The sequence below is a fragment of the Lentibacillus sp. JNUCC-1 genome, from assembly GCF_009741735.1.
Lineage (GTDB): Bacteria > Bacillota > Bacilli > Bacillales > Amphibacillaceae > Lentibacillus_B.
The window spans coordinates 268,768-286,262 of record NZ_WHOH01000003.1; the positions used below are offsets into that span (position 1 = coordinate 268,768).

Below are 17,495 nucleotides of genomic sequence, written 5' to 3' on the forward strand. Positions count from 1 at the left end.
AAAAGGAGGCTTGCTTGTATGAAGAAAGAAGATCTGCTTGCACCGGACATGTATAACATTGCAATGGAAGTTGAAAAGTATGCCGGCTCCGGGAAAAAAGCGCTCGTTTGGATGGATGATCAAGGCCAGCGTGAAACGGCAACATATGATGAACTGCTGAATGACGTCAATAAAATTGGAAACGTTTTCTTGGAGAAGGGCTTGAATCCAGGTGACAAGATTATGATTATGGTTCCGCGAGTTCTGGCGGCTTACAAGGTATATCTGGCGGCACTTAAAACAGGAATCGTCATCGTGCCGGCCTCGGAAATGCTGAAAACGAAAGATCTTCAGTACCGAATCAGTCACGGGGAAGTGAAGGCTGTTGCAAGCTTTTATCCGTACGTGAATGAATATAAAGGTGTTGAGGAATATGACGAGCTGGTGAAATTTTCAGTTGGCGGGGAGGCAGAAGGCTGGCATGACTTGGATCAGCTGATCGAGTCGGCCTCTGGTGAACTGGCTATGGCGCAGACGACCAAAGACGACATCGCGTTCCTGCCTTATACATCAGGTACAACCGGCAATCCAAAAGGCGTTGTCCACACGCATGGCTGGGGATTTGCACACTTAAAAACAGCAGCTCCCAACTGGCTTGGCATCGAGGAAGGTGACAAGGTGTGGGCAACAGCAGGCCCTGGCTGGCAGAAATGGATTTGGAGTCCGTTTTTATCTGTTCTCGGCAGCGGGGCAACCGGGTTTGTTTACCAGGGGAAATTTGACCCGAAAACATATTTGCAGCTGCTGCAGGATGAGGAGATCAACGTCTTGTGCTGTACACCGACAGAGTATCGCCTGATGGCCAAGGTTGATAATCTAGCAGACTATCAATTGCCAGGACTGCATAGTGCTGTGTCGGCAGGCGAGCCATTGAACGTGGAAGTTATTGACACTTTCCGCAAATATTTTTCAGTGACGGTTCGAGATGGGTATGGTCAGACCGAAAATACATTGCTGTTGGGCATTACAAAAGATATGGACGTGAAGCCGGGCTCCATGGGCAAACCGACGCCAGGCAATGATGTTGCGATTATCGATGAAAATGGCGAGCCGCTGCCGCCAGGAGAAATTGGTGACATCGCTTTGAAACTCGGCAGTCCGGCTCTGTTCCGTGAGTATTATAAGGACACGGAGCGGACGAAAATGTCACGGCGCGGAGAGTATTACGTGACAGGTGACCAAGCTTCCATGGATGAGGACGGCTACTTCTGGTTCGAGGGACGCCGCGACGACATCATCATCAGTTCCGGCTATACGATTGGGCCGTTTGAAGTTGAAGATGCCCTCGTCAAACATTCAGCCGTTCAGGAATGTGCTGTGGTTGGGAAGCCGGATGAGATCCGCGGAACGATTGTTAAGGCGTTTATTGTTTTAAAGCCAGGGGTGTCCGGTGATGCTGAACTTGTTAAAGACCTTCAGGATCACGTTAAACAAATGACTGCACCTTATAAGTATCCGAGAGAAATCAGTTTTATAGAAGAGCTTCCGAAAACCACCTCCGGGAAGATCAGACGGATTGAACTGAGGAAACAAGAACAAATGCAATAACAGACTAGTACCGGTGCCTGAATCCAGGGCACCGGTTTTTTGATGTTTAAAATGAGGTTGGAACGTTAATATATGGAGAGAGAAAAGAAATATCCTTACTAATGGTCCTTTAAACTACGAATCAACTAAGTTTATATGAGAAAGGGCATCGCTCCGAAAATACATTTCGCTTTCCGCGGGCACGGCCTCAGCCTCCTCGCGGAAAGCCCACCGCTGTGGGGTCTTCGGACTCGTGCTGTTCCCGCAGGAGTCTTCATGTATTTTCTCCGCTATATGTGTGCCTCCTATTTTTGTAACGTATATGCTCGGCTAACAGTAGCGAATTGTTCTACTAAAAATAGAATGGATTCTTCCACCACATCTAGATCGGGGAAAACACGGAGACTCCAGCGGGAGGACAAGCCTCGGAGAGACCCCAGCGCGATATAGGGGAAGGAAGGCTAAAACCGCGACGTCAATCGTCACTTCTTCATGACCCACATCCTGTGGGACCGAGGCTCAGCAGCGCCCACGGAAAGCGCAGTGTTTTCTCCGAGCGGTTGCCAGAAGCAGTTTTCTTAAGCTACCCATATTTCTGATTTATGTTTTATATAAATAGAAGCAAGTGTCACAAAGCACATCTTAAAAATATAAGCATAGGGGTTGAAAGTCAAAGAAGGTCAGAGTATAATAAGATTTGTAAGGTCAAAGATAGTCAAAGTCAAACTCAAAACAACTACCTTAACATATTAAAAATACAGGAGGAATGTAAAGATGAACTGTCAAAAATGTGGCATCAATCCAGCAAGTATTAACATGGCAATGCAAATGAACAACCAAAAGATGCAGCTTCATTTATGTCATTCATGCTTTCAAGAAATCCGCGAAGAAATGATGAACTCTGATGGAATGAACAATCCATTTATGGAAGGAGCCGATTTTGCCGGACAATTTCAGGCAAACGGCGGTGCTGCTGGACAGCATCAAGCTGGCACACGTACCAAGCAAAAAGGCAACAAAGGCAACGGCCTGCTTGATCAACTCGGTAAAAACGTTACCGACGCTGCAAAAGCAGGGCTCGTGGACCCGGTCATCGGCCGAGACAATGAAGTTAAACGGGTGATTGAAACGTTGAATCGCCGCAATAAAAACAACCCGGTTCTGATTGGTGAGCCTGGTGTTGGTAAAACAGCCATTGCAGAAGGCCTGGCATTGAAAATTGCTGAAGGTCAAGTGCCTGCGAAATTGATGAACAAGCAATTGTATTTGCTTGATGTGGCTTCACTTGTGGCCAACACAGGCGTGCGCGGTCAATTTGAAGAACGGATGAAGCAATTGATCAGCGAACTGCAGGAGCGTCAAGATGTGATCTTGTTCGTTGATGAAATCCATCTGCTCGTTGGGGCAGGTACCGCAGAAGGTTCGCAAATGGATGCTGGCAACATTTTGAAACCAGCCCTTGCTCGCGGTGAACTGCAACTGATCGGGGCTACCACGTTGAAAGAGTACCGTCAAATTGAAAAAGACGCTGCCCTTGAACGCAGATTGCAGCCCGTTATGGTCAAAGAACCATCGATTGAAGAAGCGACATTGATCTTGCAAGGCATCAAAGATAAATATGAAGCGTTCCATGAAGTGCGCTATTCCGATGACGTGATCCAGGCTTTTGTAACCTTGTCGCAGCGTTACATTCAAGATCGCTTCCTGCCAGACAAAGCCATTGATTTAATGGATGAAGTCGGCTCACGCTTAAACTTGGATAATGCGTCCAAAGATTCTAATGCAATCGAACAGCAAATGAATGAGATTATAAAAGACAAAGAAGCTGCAGCTGAACAAGAGGATTATGAACGTGCAGCCAACTTGCGCTATCAGGAAATCCAGCTGCAGAAGCAACTTGAAAAAGCAAAAGGTGAGGAACAGACCATTGACGTGGAACTGTCTGATATCCAATTGCTGATCGAGGAGAAAACCGGTATTCCGGTTACGAAACTGCAGGCAGATGAACAAGAACAGATGAAGAATTTAGCTGATAACCTTGGTCAAAAAGTGATTGGTCAAGAGTATCCTGTCAGTCAGGTGGCCAAAGCGATTCGCCGCAGCCGCGCTGGACTGAAGTCTAAATATCGTCCGATCGGTTCATTCTTGTTTGTCGGTCCAACCGGTGTCGGTAAAACAGAATTGACCAAAGCACTTGCCGAAGAAATATTCGGATCTCGTGATGCGATGATCCGTCTTGACATGAGTGAGTATATGGAGAAACACACCGTGTCTAAAATCATCGGTTCACCTCCAGGATATGTCGGCCATGAAGAAGCTGGTCAGCTGACAGAGAAAGTCCGTCACAACCCGTACGCTATTATTTTGCTGGACGAAATTGAAAAAGCACACCCAGATGTGCAAAACATGTTCCTGCAAATCATGGAAGACGGGCAGTTGACTGACTCACATGGCCGTACCGTCAGCTTCAAAGAGACAGTCATTATTATGACAAGCAACGCTGGAACTGGTGTGAAAGAAGTTAATGTCGGTTTCAATTCTGCACCCAACAGCCAGGTCTCAACGCTTGAACATCTGAGCGATTACTTCAAGCCAGAGTTCCTGAACCGCTTCGATTCCATTATTGAATTCAGTCAGCTGACAGAAGAGCATCTCGTCCAGATTGTTGATCTCATGCTCGCCGATCTGGAAGCTACGATTGAAGAAAACGACATTAAGATTGAAGTGAGCGACGAAGCTAAGCATGAGCTGGCCCGTCTTGGCTATGACCCACGCTTTGGCGCCCGTCCGCTCCGCAGAGTTATTCAGGAAAAAGTTGAAGATCAGCTTACCGACTTGATTCTTGAAAATGGTTCTGTAGATGATGTGAAAGTTGACGTTGTGGATGAAGAGATTCAAGTTACAACAGCATAAGCTACTATGATGCGGATCCGGATGCCTGCTTGATGAGCAGGTATCCGGATTTTTTTGTGTTGAGGTGGTGGGGAGCTCGTGGCATCCGTCTTGCGGATGCCCGAGCGCCGATATAATGTCCCGAGCGCCGATATAATGTCCCGAGCGCCGATATAATGTCCCGAGCGCCGATATAATGTCCCGAGCGCCGATATAATGTCCCGAGCGCCGATATAATGTCCCGAGCGCCGATATAATGTCCCGAGCGCCGATATAATGTCCCGAGCGCCGATATAATGTCCCGAGCGCCGATATAATGTCCCGAGCGCCGATATAATGTCCCGAGCGCCGATATAATGTCCCGAGCGCCGATATAATGTCCCGAGCGCCGATATAATGTCCCGAGCGCCGATATAATGTCCCGAGCGCCGATATAATGTCCCGAGCGCCGATATAATGTCCCGAGCGCCGATATACTGTCCGAGCGCCGATATATGTCCCGAGCGCCGATATACTGTCCCGAGCGCCGATATACTGTCCCGAGCGCCGATATACTGTCCCGAGCGCCGATATACTGTCCCGAGCGCCGATATACTGTCCCGAGCGCCGATATACTGTCCGAGCGCCGATATACTGTCCCGAGCGCCGATATACTGTCCCGAGCGCCGATATACTGTCCCGAGCGCCGATATACTGTCCCGAGCGCCGATATACTGTCCCGAGCGCCGATATACTGTCCCGAGCGCCGATATACTGTCCCGAGCGCCGATATACTGTCCCGAGCGCCGATATACTGTCCCGAGCGCCGATATAATGTCCCGAGCGCCGATATACTGGCTCGAGCGCCGATATACTGGCTCGAGCGCCGATATATTCTCGTGAGCGCCGATATATCCACTCGAGCGCTGATATATTCTCGTGAGCGCCGATATATCCACTCGAGCGCTGTTATAATCCCACGAGCGCCGATATAATCCCCCAGCGCCCGACCCCCAATCTAAACGCATCTTCTCAAAATTCATAAACTCTCCATTCCGTGGCACACTATCAAAAAACTGTACAGCAAAGGAAGATTGGATGAAACGAATCGCTGTCATACTCATTTTCACGCTGACCATTACAGCTTGGCCGTACCACACCCAAGCGCAAACCCCAACGTCCCTGCTGAAAGTTCATTTTATCGACGTCGGCCAGGGGGACAGTATTTTAATCGAGACGCCTGCAGACAAGGTCATTCTCGTGGACGGCGGACCACCCGACGCAGGCCCCGCTGTTGTCGACTATCTCAACAAGCAACAGATTGACACCATTGATCTCCTGGTCGCGACCCATCCGGATATCGATCATATTGGCGGTTTGGTGGAAGTTATGAAACAGTTCAAGATCGGCCATGTCCTTGATAATGGGAAATTTCACGTCACGAAAACGTATCTGAAATACGTTCATCAGATCCGCCGGCAGATGATTCCTGTTTATGAAGCGGGGGAGGATGATCACATTGAATTTGATCCCTTTTTAAAAATGCAAATCCTGAATGCAGACGAAGAGACACGCACTAACAACCAGTCGTCGATCGTCTTGGCAATCGAGTATTTGCAAAAGTCACTTCTCCTAGCTGGCGACATCGACAAAGATATGGAATACCAGCTCATGAAAGCATACGACTTAAAAGGCGACTTCCTAAAAATACCGCATCACGGCTCAGATACAAGTTCGACCATGGCTTTTATTGAAGCCGTCCATCCGAAAGCAGCTATTCTCTCTTACGCCAGGGAAAATAAATTCGGTCACCCTGTTGAACGTGTGATGGGCAACTTGCAAAGGATGCAAATCGATTTATACTCAACAGCGATTCATGGCAATATCGTGCTTATGACAGACGGCAAACATCATGTGATCCAAACAGAAAAAGACCCCCTCGACTATGTAGGGGATCAGAACGAGGCGGGTTGACGAAAAGCTGACAACGAAAAGGGGGGACCACCCTCTCAAGCAATTCGGCTCTTGCTGATCTTTTTCACTGCCAATCCATAAAACAGCAAACTCAACATCAACACAACGGGCAGACCTTGATACCACGCCGTTCCATTTTGATGTAAAATCGGCTCTGTAGGAAACACGTACTGAAACGGGTTCAACCAAGCGAAAAAGTCCCATGAAATAAGCGACGCTCCGCCATACCCGCCCACTATGATAACGACTAAAACAAACAATGTCGCGATCGTTTGTTTAAAAAATAAGCCGAGTAACAGATACAAAGAAATCATACCGACCATCATGACAGATATGCTAACCAAGCCATAGATGATGTAGTCAGCTGTCGCGATAAAGGCCAACTCACCGTTCTGCTCGATTAAAATGGGATAGTCAAAAGTCCCGTTATCGCCGAAAACGCCTCCGACCACAAAAACAGTCAGCCATATAACAGCAACGATCAACACGTAAGAACAGATCGCCGTCCATAGCTTGCTCGTGATGATGTTCATGCGTTTTAAAGGCTGGGTAAACAATAATTTCGCCGAGTGATCCTCGAATTCTGCTGTCATCAGGTCCCGATTAAAATGAACATGATAATCATGGCACCGAACTGAAAGAAGAATTCAAATACCTGCTTCATGAAATTTGGAAACGCCAGGCTGTATACGCCGTGCTCAGGCTTGATGTTCTCGTCCAGAAGCTTTTGATTCATGGCGTATTTGCGGACGATGTCTGAGGCGGCAAGCGGATATTCACCACCGGCTTCATTGTAGGTCACAACGCTTTTAAAAAATGCATTTTCTTTCGTTAATTGCGCCTCCCAGTCATCTGCACGAACGGCGCCTTTCAATTCCGCCAAAATGTTCATGTTCTCATACATCATTTTTTCCAAAGCAAGCTCTGTCTCATTGTTAGGATCATCTTCAAGCTTGTATTGGTGCCCTCTTAACATCATTTCACTTGTGCTCCACCGCTCATCCGCGACTTGAAGCTGATCTTCCTTAATGACCGGCTGAAAAACAACATTATGTATAAACAACGGAACGATCGCCCCGATGACAGCCAGAAGCAGAACAACGAATTTTTTGCTGTAAACCATTTTTTTTAATTCAAAGGGAAACAGTTTCATGATGGTCAACCCCTTTGAATAATTGCTGGTACCGCTTTTCGGCGCCGACCATTTCGTTGTGAATGTTCTCAAGTGAGATGTTGTGCCCGTTCATAAGATCAATGAACGATTGCAGGTGCAAGTCGCTTTCTTCAAATGTGACCTCTCCTTTGTCGGTGGTGTCAAACGTGACGCCAGCTTCATGCAACACGGTTTGGGCGCACGGAAGATTGGAAACGGTTACAAAATATTGATTTGACGCAACGTCTGCCAGTGATTCCTTTAATAGGCGGCCACCTTTGAGGAAATAAATGGTATTGGTCACCCGGTCGATTTCATCCAGATTGTGTGAGGAGAGCAAGATTGTGGTGCCTTCGTCGTGTAATTCCAGCAAAATGTTGCGCACAGACACGGCGCTTGTCGGATCAAGGCCATTGAGCGGCTCATCCAATAACAGCAATTTGGGATCATTAATAATCACCATAGCAAGCAGCAAATGTTGTTTCATACCGAGAGAATAATTTCTTACCCGTTTTTTAACATAGCCGGACATGCCGACACGATCTGTGACTTCTTTGATGCGAGACAGGGGGATTTTCTGCACTTTACAGATGAATTTCAAATGATCCAGGCCTGTCAAATGCTCATACAAAATTCGGTTATCCTGTAAATACGAGGCATCGTAAAATATGGTTGGATCCGTATGTTTTTTACCTAGCAATTGAACGTCACCTTCGTCAAACGGGAGCAGGTTCGTCATACAATTCAATAAGGTTGTTTTACCAGATCCATTTGGTCCAACGAGGGCTGCAATTTGCGGTTCCTCAATGGAGATATCGATGCCATTTAAAACCCACTGCTTTTTGTATTTCTTTTCCCCCTCTGTTAGGATAGTTGTCGTACGAGGCAAACGTGGTATGATTAACTAAATCACACGGAGGTCATCGTAATGACAAATAAGCGATATTCAGAGGAACAAAAAACGGCGGCATTGAAGCGGATGATGCCACCACAAAATGAATCAGTGAAAGCATTGAGTAAAGAGACTGGCATCTCAGACGTGACACTGTATAAGTGGCGAAAGGAGGCCAGAGCGTCTGGTAACGCAGCTCCTGGCAATGGGCAAACCAGCGATCGATGGAGCAGCGAAGATAAGTTTCTTGTCGTCATGGAGACATATGCCATGAACGAGAAAGAAATAGCGGAATATTGCCGGAAAAAAGGCTTATACCGCGAACAGATCAATGCCTGGCAAGAAGCTTGCCTTCAGGCGAATGGAAAAGCTCTTGGCTTGTCTAAAGAGCTGAATGGACAGTTGAAAGAGGAAAAACAACGATCACAGTCTTTAGAAAAAGATCTAAAAAAGAAGGAGAAAGCATTGGCGGAAGCGGCTGCGTTGTTACTTCTTAGAAAAAAGGCCCGAGCGATTTGGGGGACCAAGAGGACGAATGATCGATCCGTCAGATCGCTTACGTGCCGTAGAATTAATTCAGGAAGCCAATCGAAATGGCGCGCGTCTTTCAAAAGCATGTGAAGAATTGCATATTCACGTACGGACTTATCAAAGGTGGGTGGCTGAAGGCGATGTCAAGATCGATCAACGTCCTCACGCAGAGCGGCCAATACCCAAGAACAAAATATCAGAAGAAGAAAGAACCGAAATTCTGGAGGTTGTAAACCAGGAATCATATGCCGATTTACCTCCCACACAAATTATCCCCCTTCTGGCTGATCAGGGGAAATATATTGCATCCGAATCAACGTTTTATCGCGTACTACGCGAAGAAAAAATGCAGAATCATCGTGGCCGCAGTCAAAAGCCCAAAAAGCGAATTCCCGAAAGTCACTTGGCAACGGCACCGAATCAGGTTTGGACTTGGGATATCACATGGCTCGGCGGCCCTGTGAAAGGATTATTCTACCGATTGTACTTGATCCTTGATCTGTTTAGTCGCAAAGTTGTTGGTTGGGAAGTGTGGGAAACAGAGGAAGCTCAGTACGCTGAAAAGCTCGTCAAAAAAGCTGTACTGAAAGAGGAAATCAAAGGCAGGCCTTTAGTACTGCACTCTGATAATGGCAGCCCTATGAAAGCCGCAACGTTCCTTGGATTGCTTGAGACCTTGGGTATTCAAAGCTCATTTTCCAGGCCCCGAGTAAGCAATGACAATCCATATTCGGAAGCGATGTTCCGGACACTTAAGTACCGACCGGAGTTTCCTCATGAAGGTTTTGTCTCCTTGGAGGAGGCGAGAAAATGGGCAAGTCAGTTTGTCGAATGGTATAACGACGTTCATTTACACAGTGCTTTAAATTTCGTGACACCTGTACAGTGCCATAATGGGGCATATAAAGATATTTTGGCACAACGTCAAGTCATCTATGAACAGGCAAAACAAAAACATCCAGAACGTTGGGGATCCAGGGGCACAAGGGATTGGTCTCCTCATGAAGAGGTTGCACTGAATCCAATGCGTGAGGATACTGCCGTGGCCTCAGGTGATTCATAGAGTGCCTATCACCTGATGATTTGAAATGAAAAATGGTTCACCTTTCATTTTAAATCATCAGGGCAGCAAGCGAAGCGCGGTAGCTATGATCACTGGGTATGAAATTTTAAAAAATAATTAGCTGAATGCGACAACTATGTTGACAAACACCGTTTTTTAAATTCCTAACGTTGATGATCATGTCTACCCCTCCTCAATAAGATAAGTCCTTGTCGAAGCTTTATTTGTGTGACGATATAAACGGCCAAAGCAAGCAATGCACTGGCCGTTGCCAAGACGATCAGTCCGTTTGTGAATGAGATATTAAAGTTTTGCAAGGAAGCGGCTAATTCCTGGGTGGCAACATCAACAACCGAAAAATACTGGAACGGATTCAGCGGCACGACATCCAGAGCGCCCAATGGTTCACTCAGGCTGGCACCAATAAAGACTGTTGCCAATGTTAATCCAATCGCAAGAACCGCTCGCTTCGTTATAATCGAGTAAAACATGAGCAATAGGTAACAAAAAAGCAGCACCATCAAAAACAACCCGACTGATTTTATGAGGAGCGTACTCATATTCATAAATGAAAACGTGAAATCATCTCCGTAAACTAGTACAGGATAATCATAATCTCCAAAGCGGTCAAACACTGTTCCCATAAGAAGAGAAACGACAATGACACCGAATAAAACGGCTGCACTTAAGGCTAAAGCCACCAACACTTTACCGACCATAATTCTCCAAAAATGTAAAGGCTGTGTTCTTAGAAAATGTATGGGACCATGGCGGCCTAGCCCTTCTTTGGTAAACATATCTCCAAACAGAAAAACAAAGAAGGCCGCACCAATTACCCCAAGAGAAGTTTGAAACATTCGATTAAGAAAGTTCAGGCCGACCGAAGAATATTTATTGCTGTATTCTAAAACTGACTTCTCCAGTAGGGATGTTTCATAAGTAACATCATAAATCGTCCGCTGTGATACAAAATGGATGGGCAGCACAGGTGCAATATCTCTATCACGCATCAGCCTATATTTCTCCAAAAAACTAACTTCTGTAAAAAACGATGGCCACTGGGAAGGCCCCATATACTCAAGGTCCATTCTTTGGCTCATACCTGGTTCCATTTGCTTAATTTCTATATCCAAAAGCGTATGCCAGTCCTTTTGCTCTAGTGCCTGCACCTTTTTTTGGGTTTTAGTCAGCTGATCGCTATTAATGTCATTCACCGAATTCCCTTCTGACTGCTCCTGTTCAGCGATTGTCTGTTCAAGCTGCGAGATTTTCATCTTTTCATCGGCAATCAAATGGTCCGTTCGTACGGTATTCATATAAACGAAAATGTAATATGTAATGATCAATAAAATAATCAATAAAAGCATGAGACGAAAAAAAAGCGATTTATATACCTTTTTAAATTCGAATAGAATTAATTGGAACAACGGATGCACCTCCATTCTTGGCCACTGGAAAAAGTTTCTTTAAGTTTATGTTATTATAACACAAAAATAATTATGAATGTCAAAATTAATTGATAAATAAAAAGGGTTTTTAATACAATTTGTAGAATATATATGTTATTAGGAGAGACAGAAAAATACAGGAGAGAAAGATAGGTATGAAACGTGTCGGATTATCTATTACCATGCTTTTAACTTGTATCGTGTTCTTAACCGCACCTGTAGGATCATATGCATCTGATGAAGGCTCAACGGTAGAATCTATGACTAAAACTGTAAGTGTGTGGGAGCGTTACCCACTCGGAACTATCCCCCCTTCCATATATATTTATGACAGACTCGGATGGAAGGGCACACTTAAACTGGTTGACTATCAAACCGCACCTGATTTTGTTATTGCCAATTACAAAGGCACGGTTACTTGCCATGGAACTTGCGCTGTTGGTGAGCCGGGGGATCAAGAAAAGGAATAGCATGAGGGTGCATGTAGTAGTTGAGTGTTATTAGAATATATCTGTCTCTTCTAATTTAATTCTACTTCCAAGCAATTAGGTAAAGGAAATTGTTTTCATTAAAACAAGGAGGCGTTAACTTGATTAACGTTGTTCGTATACTAACAATGGTTTTATTCGTATTCTTTTTAGTTGGGTGCACGAATGAGAGTGTGAACGATGAGGCAGCGCTCAATGACTTAATGAAGGACGAAACTCACTCTGATCATAACGGTGAAAATGACTTAAACAATACCCTCAACACCTCGCAAAATGAAAGCGAACAAAAAAAACCGTCTTCATCATCTAATAAAAAAACTGAAACAAGAAAAAAATTTCCGGCGGGTTTTAAACTAAAAGTTAACAGTGGGGGAAAGGGGTATGATGCTGGATTTATTTCATCTTGTGCGGATGATGGAAAAAGGTGTAACGCTGAGATTAAAGATCGCGATAAATTGCTAGAGCGGTTTGTTAAGGGGGATGATTATCAACCAATTCCCAGGTTGAAGGTGAGAACAGAGAATTATATAACTTTTCGAACATCAGCAAGTGGGAAATCTGGAGACTTCCTACCGATGCCTGATCAAATAGAGTTAATACAAATAGAAAGAGAAGAAGAGGATATTAGAGCAGAGTTAGATGTTCCACGATTTGAAGCGTCTGAGGAAAGAGGCAGGTATAATTATGTTGTAAGGGTAAGATGGAATCAGGAGAATGTTTTCAAGGGGGAAGCTCTGTATGCATTTTCAGTGTTGGTAACGGAATAATGAGTAAGAGTTCCAACTTTTGCGACATTTAGTTATTTTTAAGGAGCATTCCTGTAATGAAGAAATTTGAGGTTTGAACAGAAAAGAGCCCTCTTGGTATAGTACAGGGTGTCATGATCATGACCCCGAATTAAATAAATACCAAGGAGGACTCGCAATGAATTATAACCAAAATCACAAAATCGCGCAAATCACAGAATCCACATTGATCGTGGGGATTGACATCGCAAAAGACAAACACGTAGCTCGCGCACAAGATTATCGAGGTATTGAATTTGGCAAACGATTGATCTTTGAAAATCGAATACACGGTTATCAAAAGCTGCTTGATTGGGTAGCTAGGCTTCAAGAGAAAAACCAAAAGACACATGTCATGTTTGGCGTTGAACCGACTGGCCACTTTTGGAAGAGTCTAGCCTACTACCTGAACGCCAAAGGTTATGACTTTGTGTTAGTTAACCCGATGCATGTTAAAAAAAGCAAAGAGCTGGACGACAATTCGCCCACAAAAAATGATACGAAAGACGCACGTGTTATTGCACAGATGGTTAAGGATGGTCGATACTCTGTACCGAACCTTCTTGACGGTGTTTATGCCGAGTTAAGGGAAGGGATTAAATTACGAGATCAACTCACCAAACAGCTGATGATTGTCGAAGGACGCATCCAAAACGCCATACAACGGTATTTTCCGGAGTTTGATGATGTGTTTAATGACTGGAATGGTAAGACAGCTATTTGTACACTGCGTGAATTCCCATTTCCATCTGATATTCAGGATATGACCCCTGAAGACGTGCTTTCAACGTGGAAAACAGTCGTTAAAAGTGGTGTGGGCATCAAACGTGCCAATCAGCTTGTCCAAGCTGCCCAGAAAAGCATTGGTGTTCAGATAGGTTTGCGCTTTGCCAGGCAGGAATTACAGACTCTGCTTGATCAATATGAATTGTACAACCAACAACTTGTGTCATTGGATAAAGAGATCGAAACACTTATAACAGATCTACCTGGAGCTAAAGAAATGATGGCTATTAAAGGCATTGGTCCCACGACAGTGGCCACGTTTTTCGCCGAGGTCGGAGACCTCTCCAACTACAGTCATCCCCAGCAAATTGTAAGTATGGCTGGTCTATCCTTAAAAGAACACAGCTCGGGTAAATTCAAAGGGCAAACACGAATAGACAAGCGTGGACGCAAGCGATTGAGAAGAGCGATCTATTTAGCTGTGCGCCCACTGGTAGCACATAATTCGACGTTCAAGACATTGCATCATTATTACACCACGCGTCCCGATCGTCCTTTGAAAAAGCAACAATCTCTGATCGCTTTGTGCGGTAAGTTGATACGTGTCTTATTCGCCATTGGCACGAAGCAGTGTGAATTTGATGGAAGTAAACTACTACAAGGACTACCTGAATTACAAACAAGTCAGGTGGCATGAATATTGATGTTAACTACTCCACGTAGATAAGTGGTTCTGAATGAGCGATTAATAAACCTTTTTAATTCATTTGGGATGTTTCAACAAATGCATCTGATGGCCTTAGGATTGAACAAACACCAATAGTGCAGAGTCGGAGCTTATTTAACCCATTCGGGCAATAGACCCAGCTAAGGAGCATTTCCGACCTCCACCTTGTGGATACGCAGGACGAAGGAATGTATGGATAATAATCCCGTGATACATGGGAGGGTGAGCGACCATAAGTTGTGTGGAGATTTTCAGCACGGTTATCACGTCTCTTGTCACCAAATGTTCACAATTTGGGCGTTAGGATGGCATAGACTACGTCCGAAATTTCCGAAATCAACACCTGATACTCAACCCGCATTCAATATGTCAATGAAGTGTTTGAGTAATTCTAAGAAAGTAAGAGCATTTTGGAGATATTTTAATTATATAGAGGGAGGCGTTAACTTGAATAACGTTGTTCGTATACTAACAATGGTTTTATTCATTGTTTTTTTAGTTGGATGTGCGGATAAAGGCGTTGACGATGAAGCAGCGCTTGAAGGATTATTGGAAGATGAAGCGCCCTCTAATAATAACGATGAGAATGACTTAAACAATACCTTCAACTCCTCCCAAAATGAAAGCGAACAAAAAAAGCCGTCTTCTACATCTAATAAAAAAGAAACTGAAACAAGAAAAAAATTTCCGGCGGGTTTTAATTTTGAAGTTATTGGAGGGGGAAAGTCTTATGAAGCTGGATTTATTACCTCCTGTGTGGATGACGGAAAAAGGTGTAATGCTGAGATTAAGGATCATGATAAATTACTAGAGCGATTTGTTAAGGGGGATGATTCAAAACCAGTTCCGAGATTGAAGGTAAGAACAGGCGACTACATAACCTTTCAAACATCTGCAAGAGCAGGATCTGGAGACTTGCTTCCTATGCCTGATCAAATAGAGTTAATACAGATAGATAGAGAAGAAAAAGATATAAAAACAGAGTTGGATGTTCCACGATTTGAAGCCTCTGAGGAAAAAGGCAGGTATAATTATGTTGTCAGGGTAAGGTGGAACTTGGAAAATGTGTTCAAAGGAGAAGCCCTGTATGCTTTTTCGGTGTTGGTGACGGAATAATAATGATGAGCATCCTTGAAGGGTGCTTTTTTTTATGAAATTTAACCATTGACTTTTAACTCACTTAGTCATATGGTTAGTTACATAAGTAATGAACCATATAAGTTAACTTAAAAGGTGATGTTGATGAAAAAGGCGCTTGATGAAACGAAACCAATTTATGTGCAAATTAAGGAACATATTGAGGATTCGATTATAGGCGGGACGCTCAATCCGGATGAGCGGGCACCGTCAACGAATGAGTTTGCGGCGTTTTATAAAATCAATCCAGCGACAGCCGCAAAAGGGATTAATGAACTGGTTGCGGAAGATATTTTGGTGAAACGAAGGGGGATTGGCATGTTTGTGACGGCACATGCGAAGTCGGTCATTATTGAAAAACGCAAGAAGACCTTTTATGATCATTATATTTTGCCGTTAAAACAGGAAGCCGAAAAGCTTGAGATTAATGAAGCAGAACTCATTGAATGGGTGAAAGGGGAGCGAAAAAGGGATGAGAATTGATGTGGATCAACTGACGAAAAGCTATGGGAATAAGCCGGCTCTTGATCATGTTTCCTTTACGCTTGATGAGCCGAAAATCTTTGGCTTGCTTGGGCGAAATGGTGCGGGGAAGACATCGTTTATGGATATATTGGCCGGACAGATTCTCGCAACGGGCGGGACTTTGCATGTGAACGGGGAGAATCCGTTTGATAATCAGAAACTGATGGAATCGATCTGTTTAATTAAAGAGGGCAACAATTTCAAAAAAGAACTGAAGATCAAGAATGTGCTCAAGCTTTACAGCATTTTTTATCCAAAGTGGGATCAGGCGCTTGCGGATGAGTTGATCGCGCTGTACGGGCTAAATAAGAATGCGCGGATCAAGTCGCTGTCGAAAGGGATGGAGTCGGCACTTGGAATTATTGTAGGACTCGCGAGCAGGGCGCCGATTACGATGTTTGATGAGCCCTATATTGGGCTTGACGCGTCTGCGCGAAAAATGTTTTATGACAAGCTCGTTGAAGTGTATGAACAAGAGAAGCGGATGATCATATTTTCAACCCATTTAATTGATGAAGTGAGTACACTGTTTGAAGAAATTCTGATCTTGCAAAATGGCACGCTTGCACTTCAAGAGGATGCGGATGTGTTGAGAGAGAAGGCATGTGCCGTTTCCGGTCCAAAAGCAGATGTCACGGCCTTTCTCCAGGATAAAAAAGTCATCCAGACGAAGGAAATCGCCGGCATGATGACGGCGTATGTGTACGGTGAATCAGCGATGGATGAGGCTTATGCACATGGACTGACGGTTGAAGGCATACCGATTCAGGACTTGATGGTGTATTTAACTGAGGAAAAACGGGGGGCATAGAGATGAGTCAAATCAAAGGGACGCTTTATTTTTTCGGAACGGGCGCGCGGTATAACTTCACGATCTTCTGGTCGATCTTGCTCGGGACCATGCTGATTTCACTGACGATCGCTTTCTTCATCAGTGACATGATGGGAGACACGCGGATGGTCTTTGCCGTATCAATGCCGGCGTATATTTATGGCTCTATTGTGGGGTATGCGACTGTGAAAGAATCCATTCCGCATTTGCTGAAATTGGGGGCGACACGGAAGAATATATTTCTCGGCCTCGGGCTCAGTTTTCTGGGATTATCCATCGTGATGGCGGTACTGGTAAGTGTGGTGCATGTTCTGTTCACATGGCTGACGGAGACGTTTAATATTGGCGGTTATGAGTTGCTGCATGCGGCTCAGGTTTTTGACGATACGTTTCTCAATCGGGTATTGATCGATGCAAGTGTCATGTTCTTTATTTTGGCGAGCATGTTTTTACTTGGGCTGCTATTTTATAAATATGGTTTGCTTGGTGGGGGTATCGTAGTTGGGGTGCTGGTTGTCCTGTTTCTCGTGGGCCTTGCCACAAGCTGGATTCCGGATGCGGTGAAAAGTCTGTATGAACATAGGGCTTTGATGCAGTTCGTGTGGTTGTTTACGATTGGGGCTGTGCTTTACAGCTTGGTCTGGACGATGATTCGGCGTATTACAATTGTTAAAACGCGGTAAATGGAAAAAGGGATCTTTTTTCCGATCCCTTTCTACTTTTTTGATTCATTTCGAGATGTAATAAGTCTATGGTAAATCCTGCGTGCATTAGCAA

General features: G+C 44.6%; 16 protein-coding genes. 11 read left to right on the forward strand and 5 right to left on the reverse strand.

All coding sequences use genetic code 11. The features are described 5' to 3' along the window. Positions 1–18: 18 nt before the first annotated feature. Both mbcS and JNUCC1_RS11695 read left to right on the forward strand, forming a co-directional pair. Positions 19–1,587, forward strand: coding sequence for an acyl-CoA synthetase MbcS (gene mbcS / locus JNUCC1_RS11690; RefSeq protein ID WP_156645673.1), 1,569 nt, complete (start codon positions 19–21; stop codon positions 1,585–1,587). 753 nt (positions 1,588–2,340) lie between these two features. Beyond that, entirely contained in the window at positions 2,341–4,479 is a 2,139-nt protein-coding gene (locus tag JNUCC1_RS11695; protein ID WP_156645674.1) for an ATP-dependent Clp protease ATP-binding subunit, read from the forward strand. On the opposite strand, the gene JNUCC1_RS11700 is transcribed toward JNUCC1_RS11695, so the two are convergent. Further along, positions 4,461–5,480 (reverse strand): tetratricopeptide repeat protein, encoded by a 1,020-nt coding sequence (locus JNUCC1_RS11700; protein WP_156645675.1) that lies wholly within the window; start codon positions 5,478–5,480, stop codon positions 4,461–4,463. The genes JNUCC1_RS11695 and JNUCC1_RS11700 overlap by 19 nt on opposite strands. Positions 5,481–5,535: 55 nt before the next feature. Here JNUCC1_RS11700 and JNUCC1_RS11705 point away from each other — a divergent pair, with 55 nt between their 5' ends. Next, positions 5,536–6,411 (forward strand): ComEC/Rec2 family competence protein, encoded by an 876-nt coding sequence (locus JNUCC1_RS11705; RefSeq protein ID WP_156645676.1) that lies wholly within the window; start codon positions 5,536–5,538, stop codon positions 6,409–6,411. Positions 6,412–6,446: 35 nt separating this feature from the next. On the opposite strand, the gene JNUCC1_RS11710 is transcribed toward JNUCC1_RS11705, so the two are convergent. Genes JNUCC1_RS11710 through JNUCC1_RS11720 form a run of 3 tightly spaced genes read right to left on the reverse strand, consistent with a single transcriptional unit; the run spans position 6,447 to position 8,453 of the window. Next, positions 6,447–7,004, reverse strand: coding sequence for a hypothetical protein (locus JNUCC1_RS11710; RefSeq protein WP_156645677.1), 558 nt, complete (start codon positions 7,002–7,004; stop codon positions 6,447–6,449). Further along, on the reverse strand, positions 7,004–7,564 hold the full coding sequence (locus JNUCC1_RS11715; RefSeq protein ID WP_156645678.1) for a hypothetical protein: 561 nt from the start codon (positions 7,562–7,564) through the stop codon (positions 7,004–7,006). Before JNUCC1_RS11715 ends, JNUCC1_RS11710 begins: the two co-directional genes overlap by 1 nt. Further along, complete coding sequence (locus JNUCC1_RS11720) at positions 7,545–8,453, reverse strand: ABC transporter ATP-binding protein (protein ID WP_156645679.1); 909 nt, start codon at positions 8,451–8,453, stop codon at positions 7,545–7,547. Before JNUCC1_RS11720 ends, JNUCC1_RS11715 begins: the two co-directional genes overlap by 20 nt. A 39-nt stretch (positions 8,454–8,492) precedes the next feature. Here JNUCC1_RS11720 and JNUCC1_RS11725 point away from each other — a divergent pair. Beyond that, a protein-coding gene (locus tag JNUCC1_RS11725) for an IS3 family transposase (protein ID WP_156645680.1) occupies positions 8,493–10,050 on the forward strand; the annotation gives its coding sequence in 2 pieces (ribosomal slippage) (positions 8,493–8,962 and positions 8,961–10,050; 1,560 coding nt in all). 164 nt (positions 10,051–10,214) lie between these two features. Here JNUCC1_RS11725 and JNUCC1_RS11730 read toward each other — a convergent pair. Then, on the reverse strand, positions 10,215–11,477 hold the full coding sequence (locus tag JNUCC1_RS11730) for an ABC transporter permease (protein WP_156645681.1): 1,263 nt from the start codon (positions 11,475–11,477) through the stop codon (positions 10,215–10,217). Positions 11,478–11,653: 176 nt separating this feature from the next. Between JNUCC1_RS11730 and JNUCC1_RS11735 the strand changes: the two genes are divergently transcribed. The 7 genes from JNUCC1_RS11735 to JNUCC1_RS11765 all read left to right on the forward strand — a co-directional run bounded on the left by JNUCC1_RS11735 (position 11,654) and on the right by JNUCC1_RS11765 (position 17,401). After that, positions 11,654–11,968 carry a hypothetical protein gene (locus JNUCC1_RS11735; protein ID WP_156645682.1) on the forward strand — a complete coding sequence of 105 codons (315 nt, stop codon included), beginning with the start codon at positions 11,654–11,656 and terminating at the stop codon, positions 11,966–11,968. Positions 11,969–12,087: 119 nt separating this feature from the next. Continuing rightward, entirely contained in the window at positions 12,088–12,753 is a 666-nt protein-coding gene (locus JNUCC1_RS11740) for a hypothetical protein (protein WP_156645683.1), read from the forward strand. A gap of 157 nt (positions 12,754–12,910) precedes the next feature. After that, positions 12,911–14,194 (forward strand): IS110 family transposase, encoded by a 1,284-nt coding sequence (locus tag JNUCC1_RS11745; protein ID WP_156643628.1) that lies wholly within the window; start codon positions 12,911–12,913, stop codon positions 14,192–14,194. 477 nt (positions 14,195–14,671) lie between these two features. Beyond that, positions 14,672–15,340: a hypothetical protein gene (locus JNUCC1_RS11750; RefSeq protein ID WP_156645684.1), complete on the forward strand. Its 669-nt coding sequence runs from the start codon at positions 14,672–14,674 to the stop codon at positions 15,338–15,340. Positions 15,341–15,466: 126 nt separating this feature from the next. Continuing rightward, on the forward strand, positions 15,467–15,844 hold the full coding sequence (locus tag JNUCC1_RS11755; RefSeq protein WP_156645685.1) for a GntR family transcriptional regulator: 378 nt from the start codon (positions 15,467–15,469) through the stop codon (positions 15,842–15,844). Further along, on the forward strand, positions 15,834–16,697 hold the full coding sequence (locus JNUCC1_RS11760; RefSeq protein WP_156645686.1) for an ABC transporter ATP-binding protein: 864 nt from the start codon (positions 15,834–15,836) through the stop codon (positions 16,695–16,697). Before JNUCC1_RS11755 ends, JNUCC1_RS11760 begins: the two co-directional genes overlap by 11 nt. A gap of 2 nt (positions 16,698–16,699) precedes the next feature. After that, positions 16,700–17,401, forward strand: a complete 702-nt coding sequence (locus tag JNUCC1_RS11765; protein WP_156645687.1) for a hypothetical protein — start codon at positions 16,700–16,702, stop codon at positions 17,399–17,401. The last annotated feature ends 94 nt before the right edge of the window (positions 17,402–17,495 follow it).

What these genes read in the sequence shown, in the direction of transcription:
- JNUCC1_RS11695 (WP_156645674.1), top strand. Translation starts at nt 2,341, where the DNA reads ATGAACTGTCAAAAATGTGGCATCAATCCAGCAAGTATTAACATGGCA.
- mbcS (WP_156645673.1), top strand. Translation starts at nt 19, where the DNA reads ATGAAGAAAGAAGATCTGCTTGCACCGGACATGTATAACATTGCAATG.
- JNUCC1_RS11765 (WP_156645687.1), top strand. Translation starts at nt 16,700, where the DNA reads ATGAGTCAAATCAAAGGGACGCTTTATTTTTTCGGAACGGGCGCGCGG.
- JNUCC1_RS11755 (WP_156645685.1), top strand. Translation starts at nt 15,467, where the DNA reads ATGAAAAAGGCGCTTGATGAAACGAAACCAATTTATGTGCAAATTAAG.
- JNUCC1_RS11710 (WP_156645677.1), bottom strand. Translation starts at nt 7,004, where the DNA reads ATGACAGCAGAATTCGAGGATCACTCGGCGAAATTATTGTTTACCCAG.
- JNUCC1_RS11705 (WP_156645676.1), top strand. Translation starts at nt 5,536, where the DNA reads ATGAAACGAATCGCTGTCATACTCATTTTCACGCTGACCATTACAGCT.
- JNUCC1_RS11700 (WP_156645675.1), bottom strand. Translation starts at nt 5,480, where the DNA reads ATGAATTTTGAGAAGATGCGTTTAGATTGGGGGTCGGGCGCTGGGGGA.
- JNUCC1_RS11760 (WP_156645686.1), top strand. Translation starts at nt 15,834, where the DNA reads ATGAGAATTGATGTGGATCAACTGACGAAAAGCTATGGGAATAAGCCG.
- JNUCC1_RS11735 (WP_156645682.1), top strand. Translation starts at nt 11,654, where the DNA reads ATGAAACGTGTCGGATTATCTATTACCATGCTTTTAACTTGTATCGTG.
- JNUCC1_RS11715 (WP_156645678.1), bottom strand. Translation starts at nt 7,564, where the DNA reads ATGAAACTGTTTCCCTTTGAATTAAAAAAAATGGTTTACAGCAAAAAA.
- JNUCC1_RS11745 (WP_156643628.1), top strand. Translation starts at nt 12,911, where the DNA reads ATGAATTATAACCAAAATCACAAAATCGCGCAAATCACAGAATCCACA.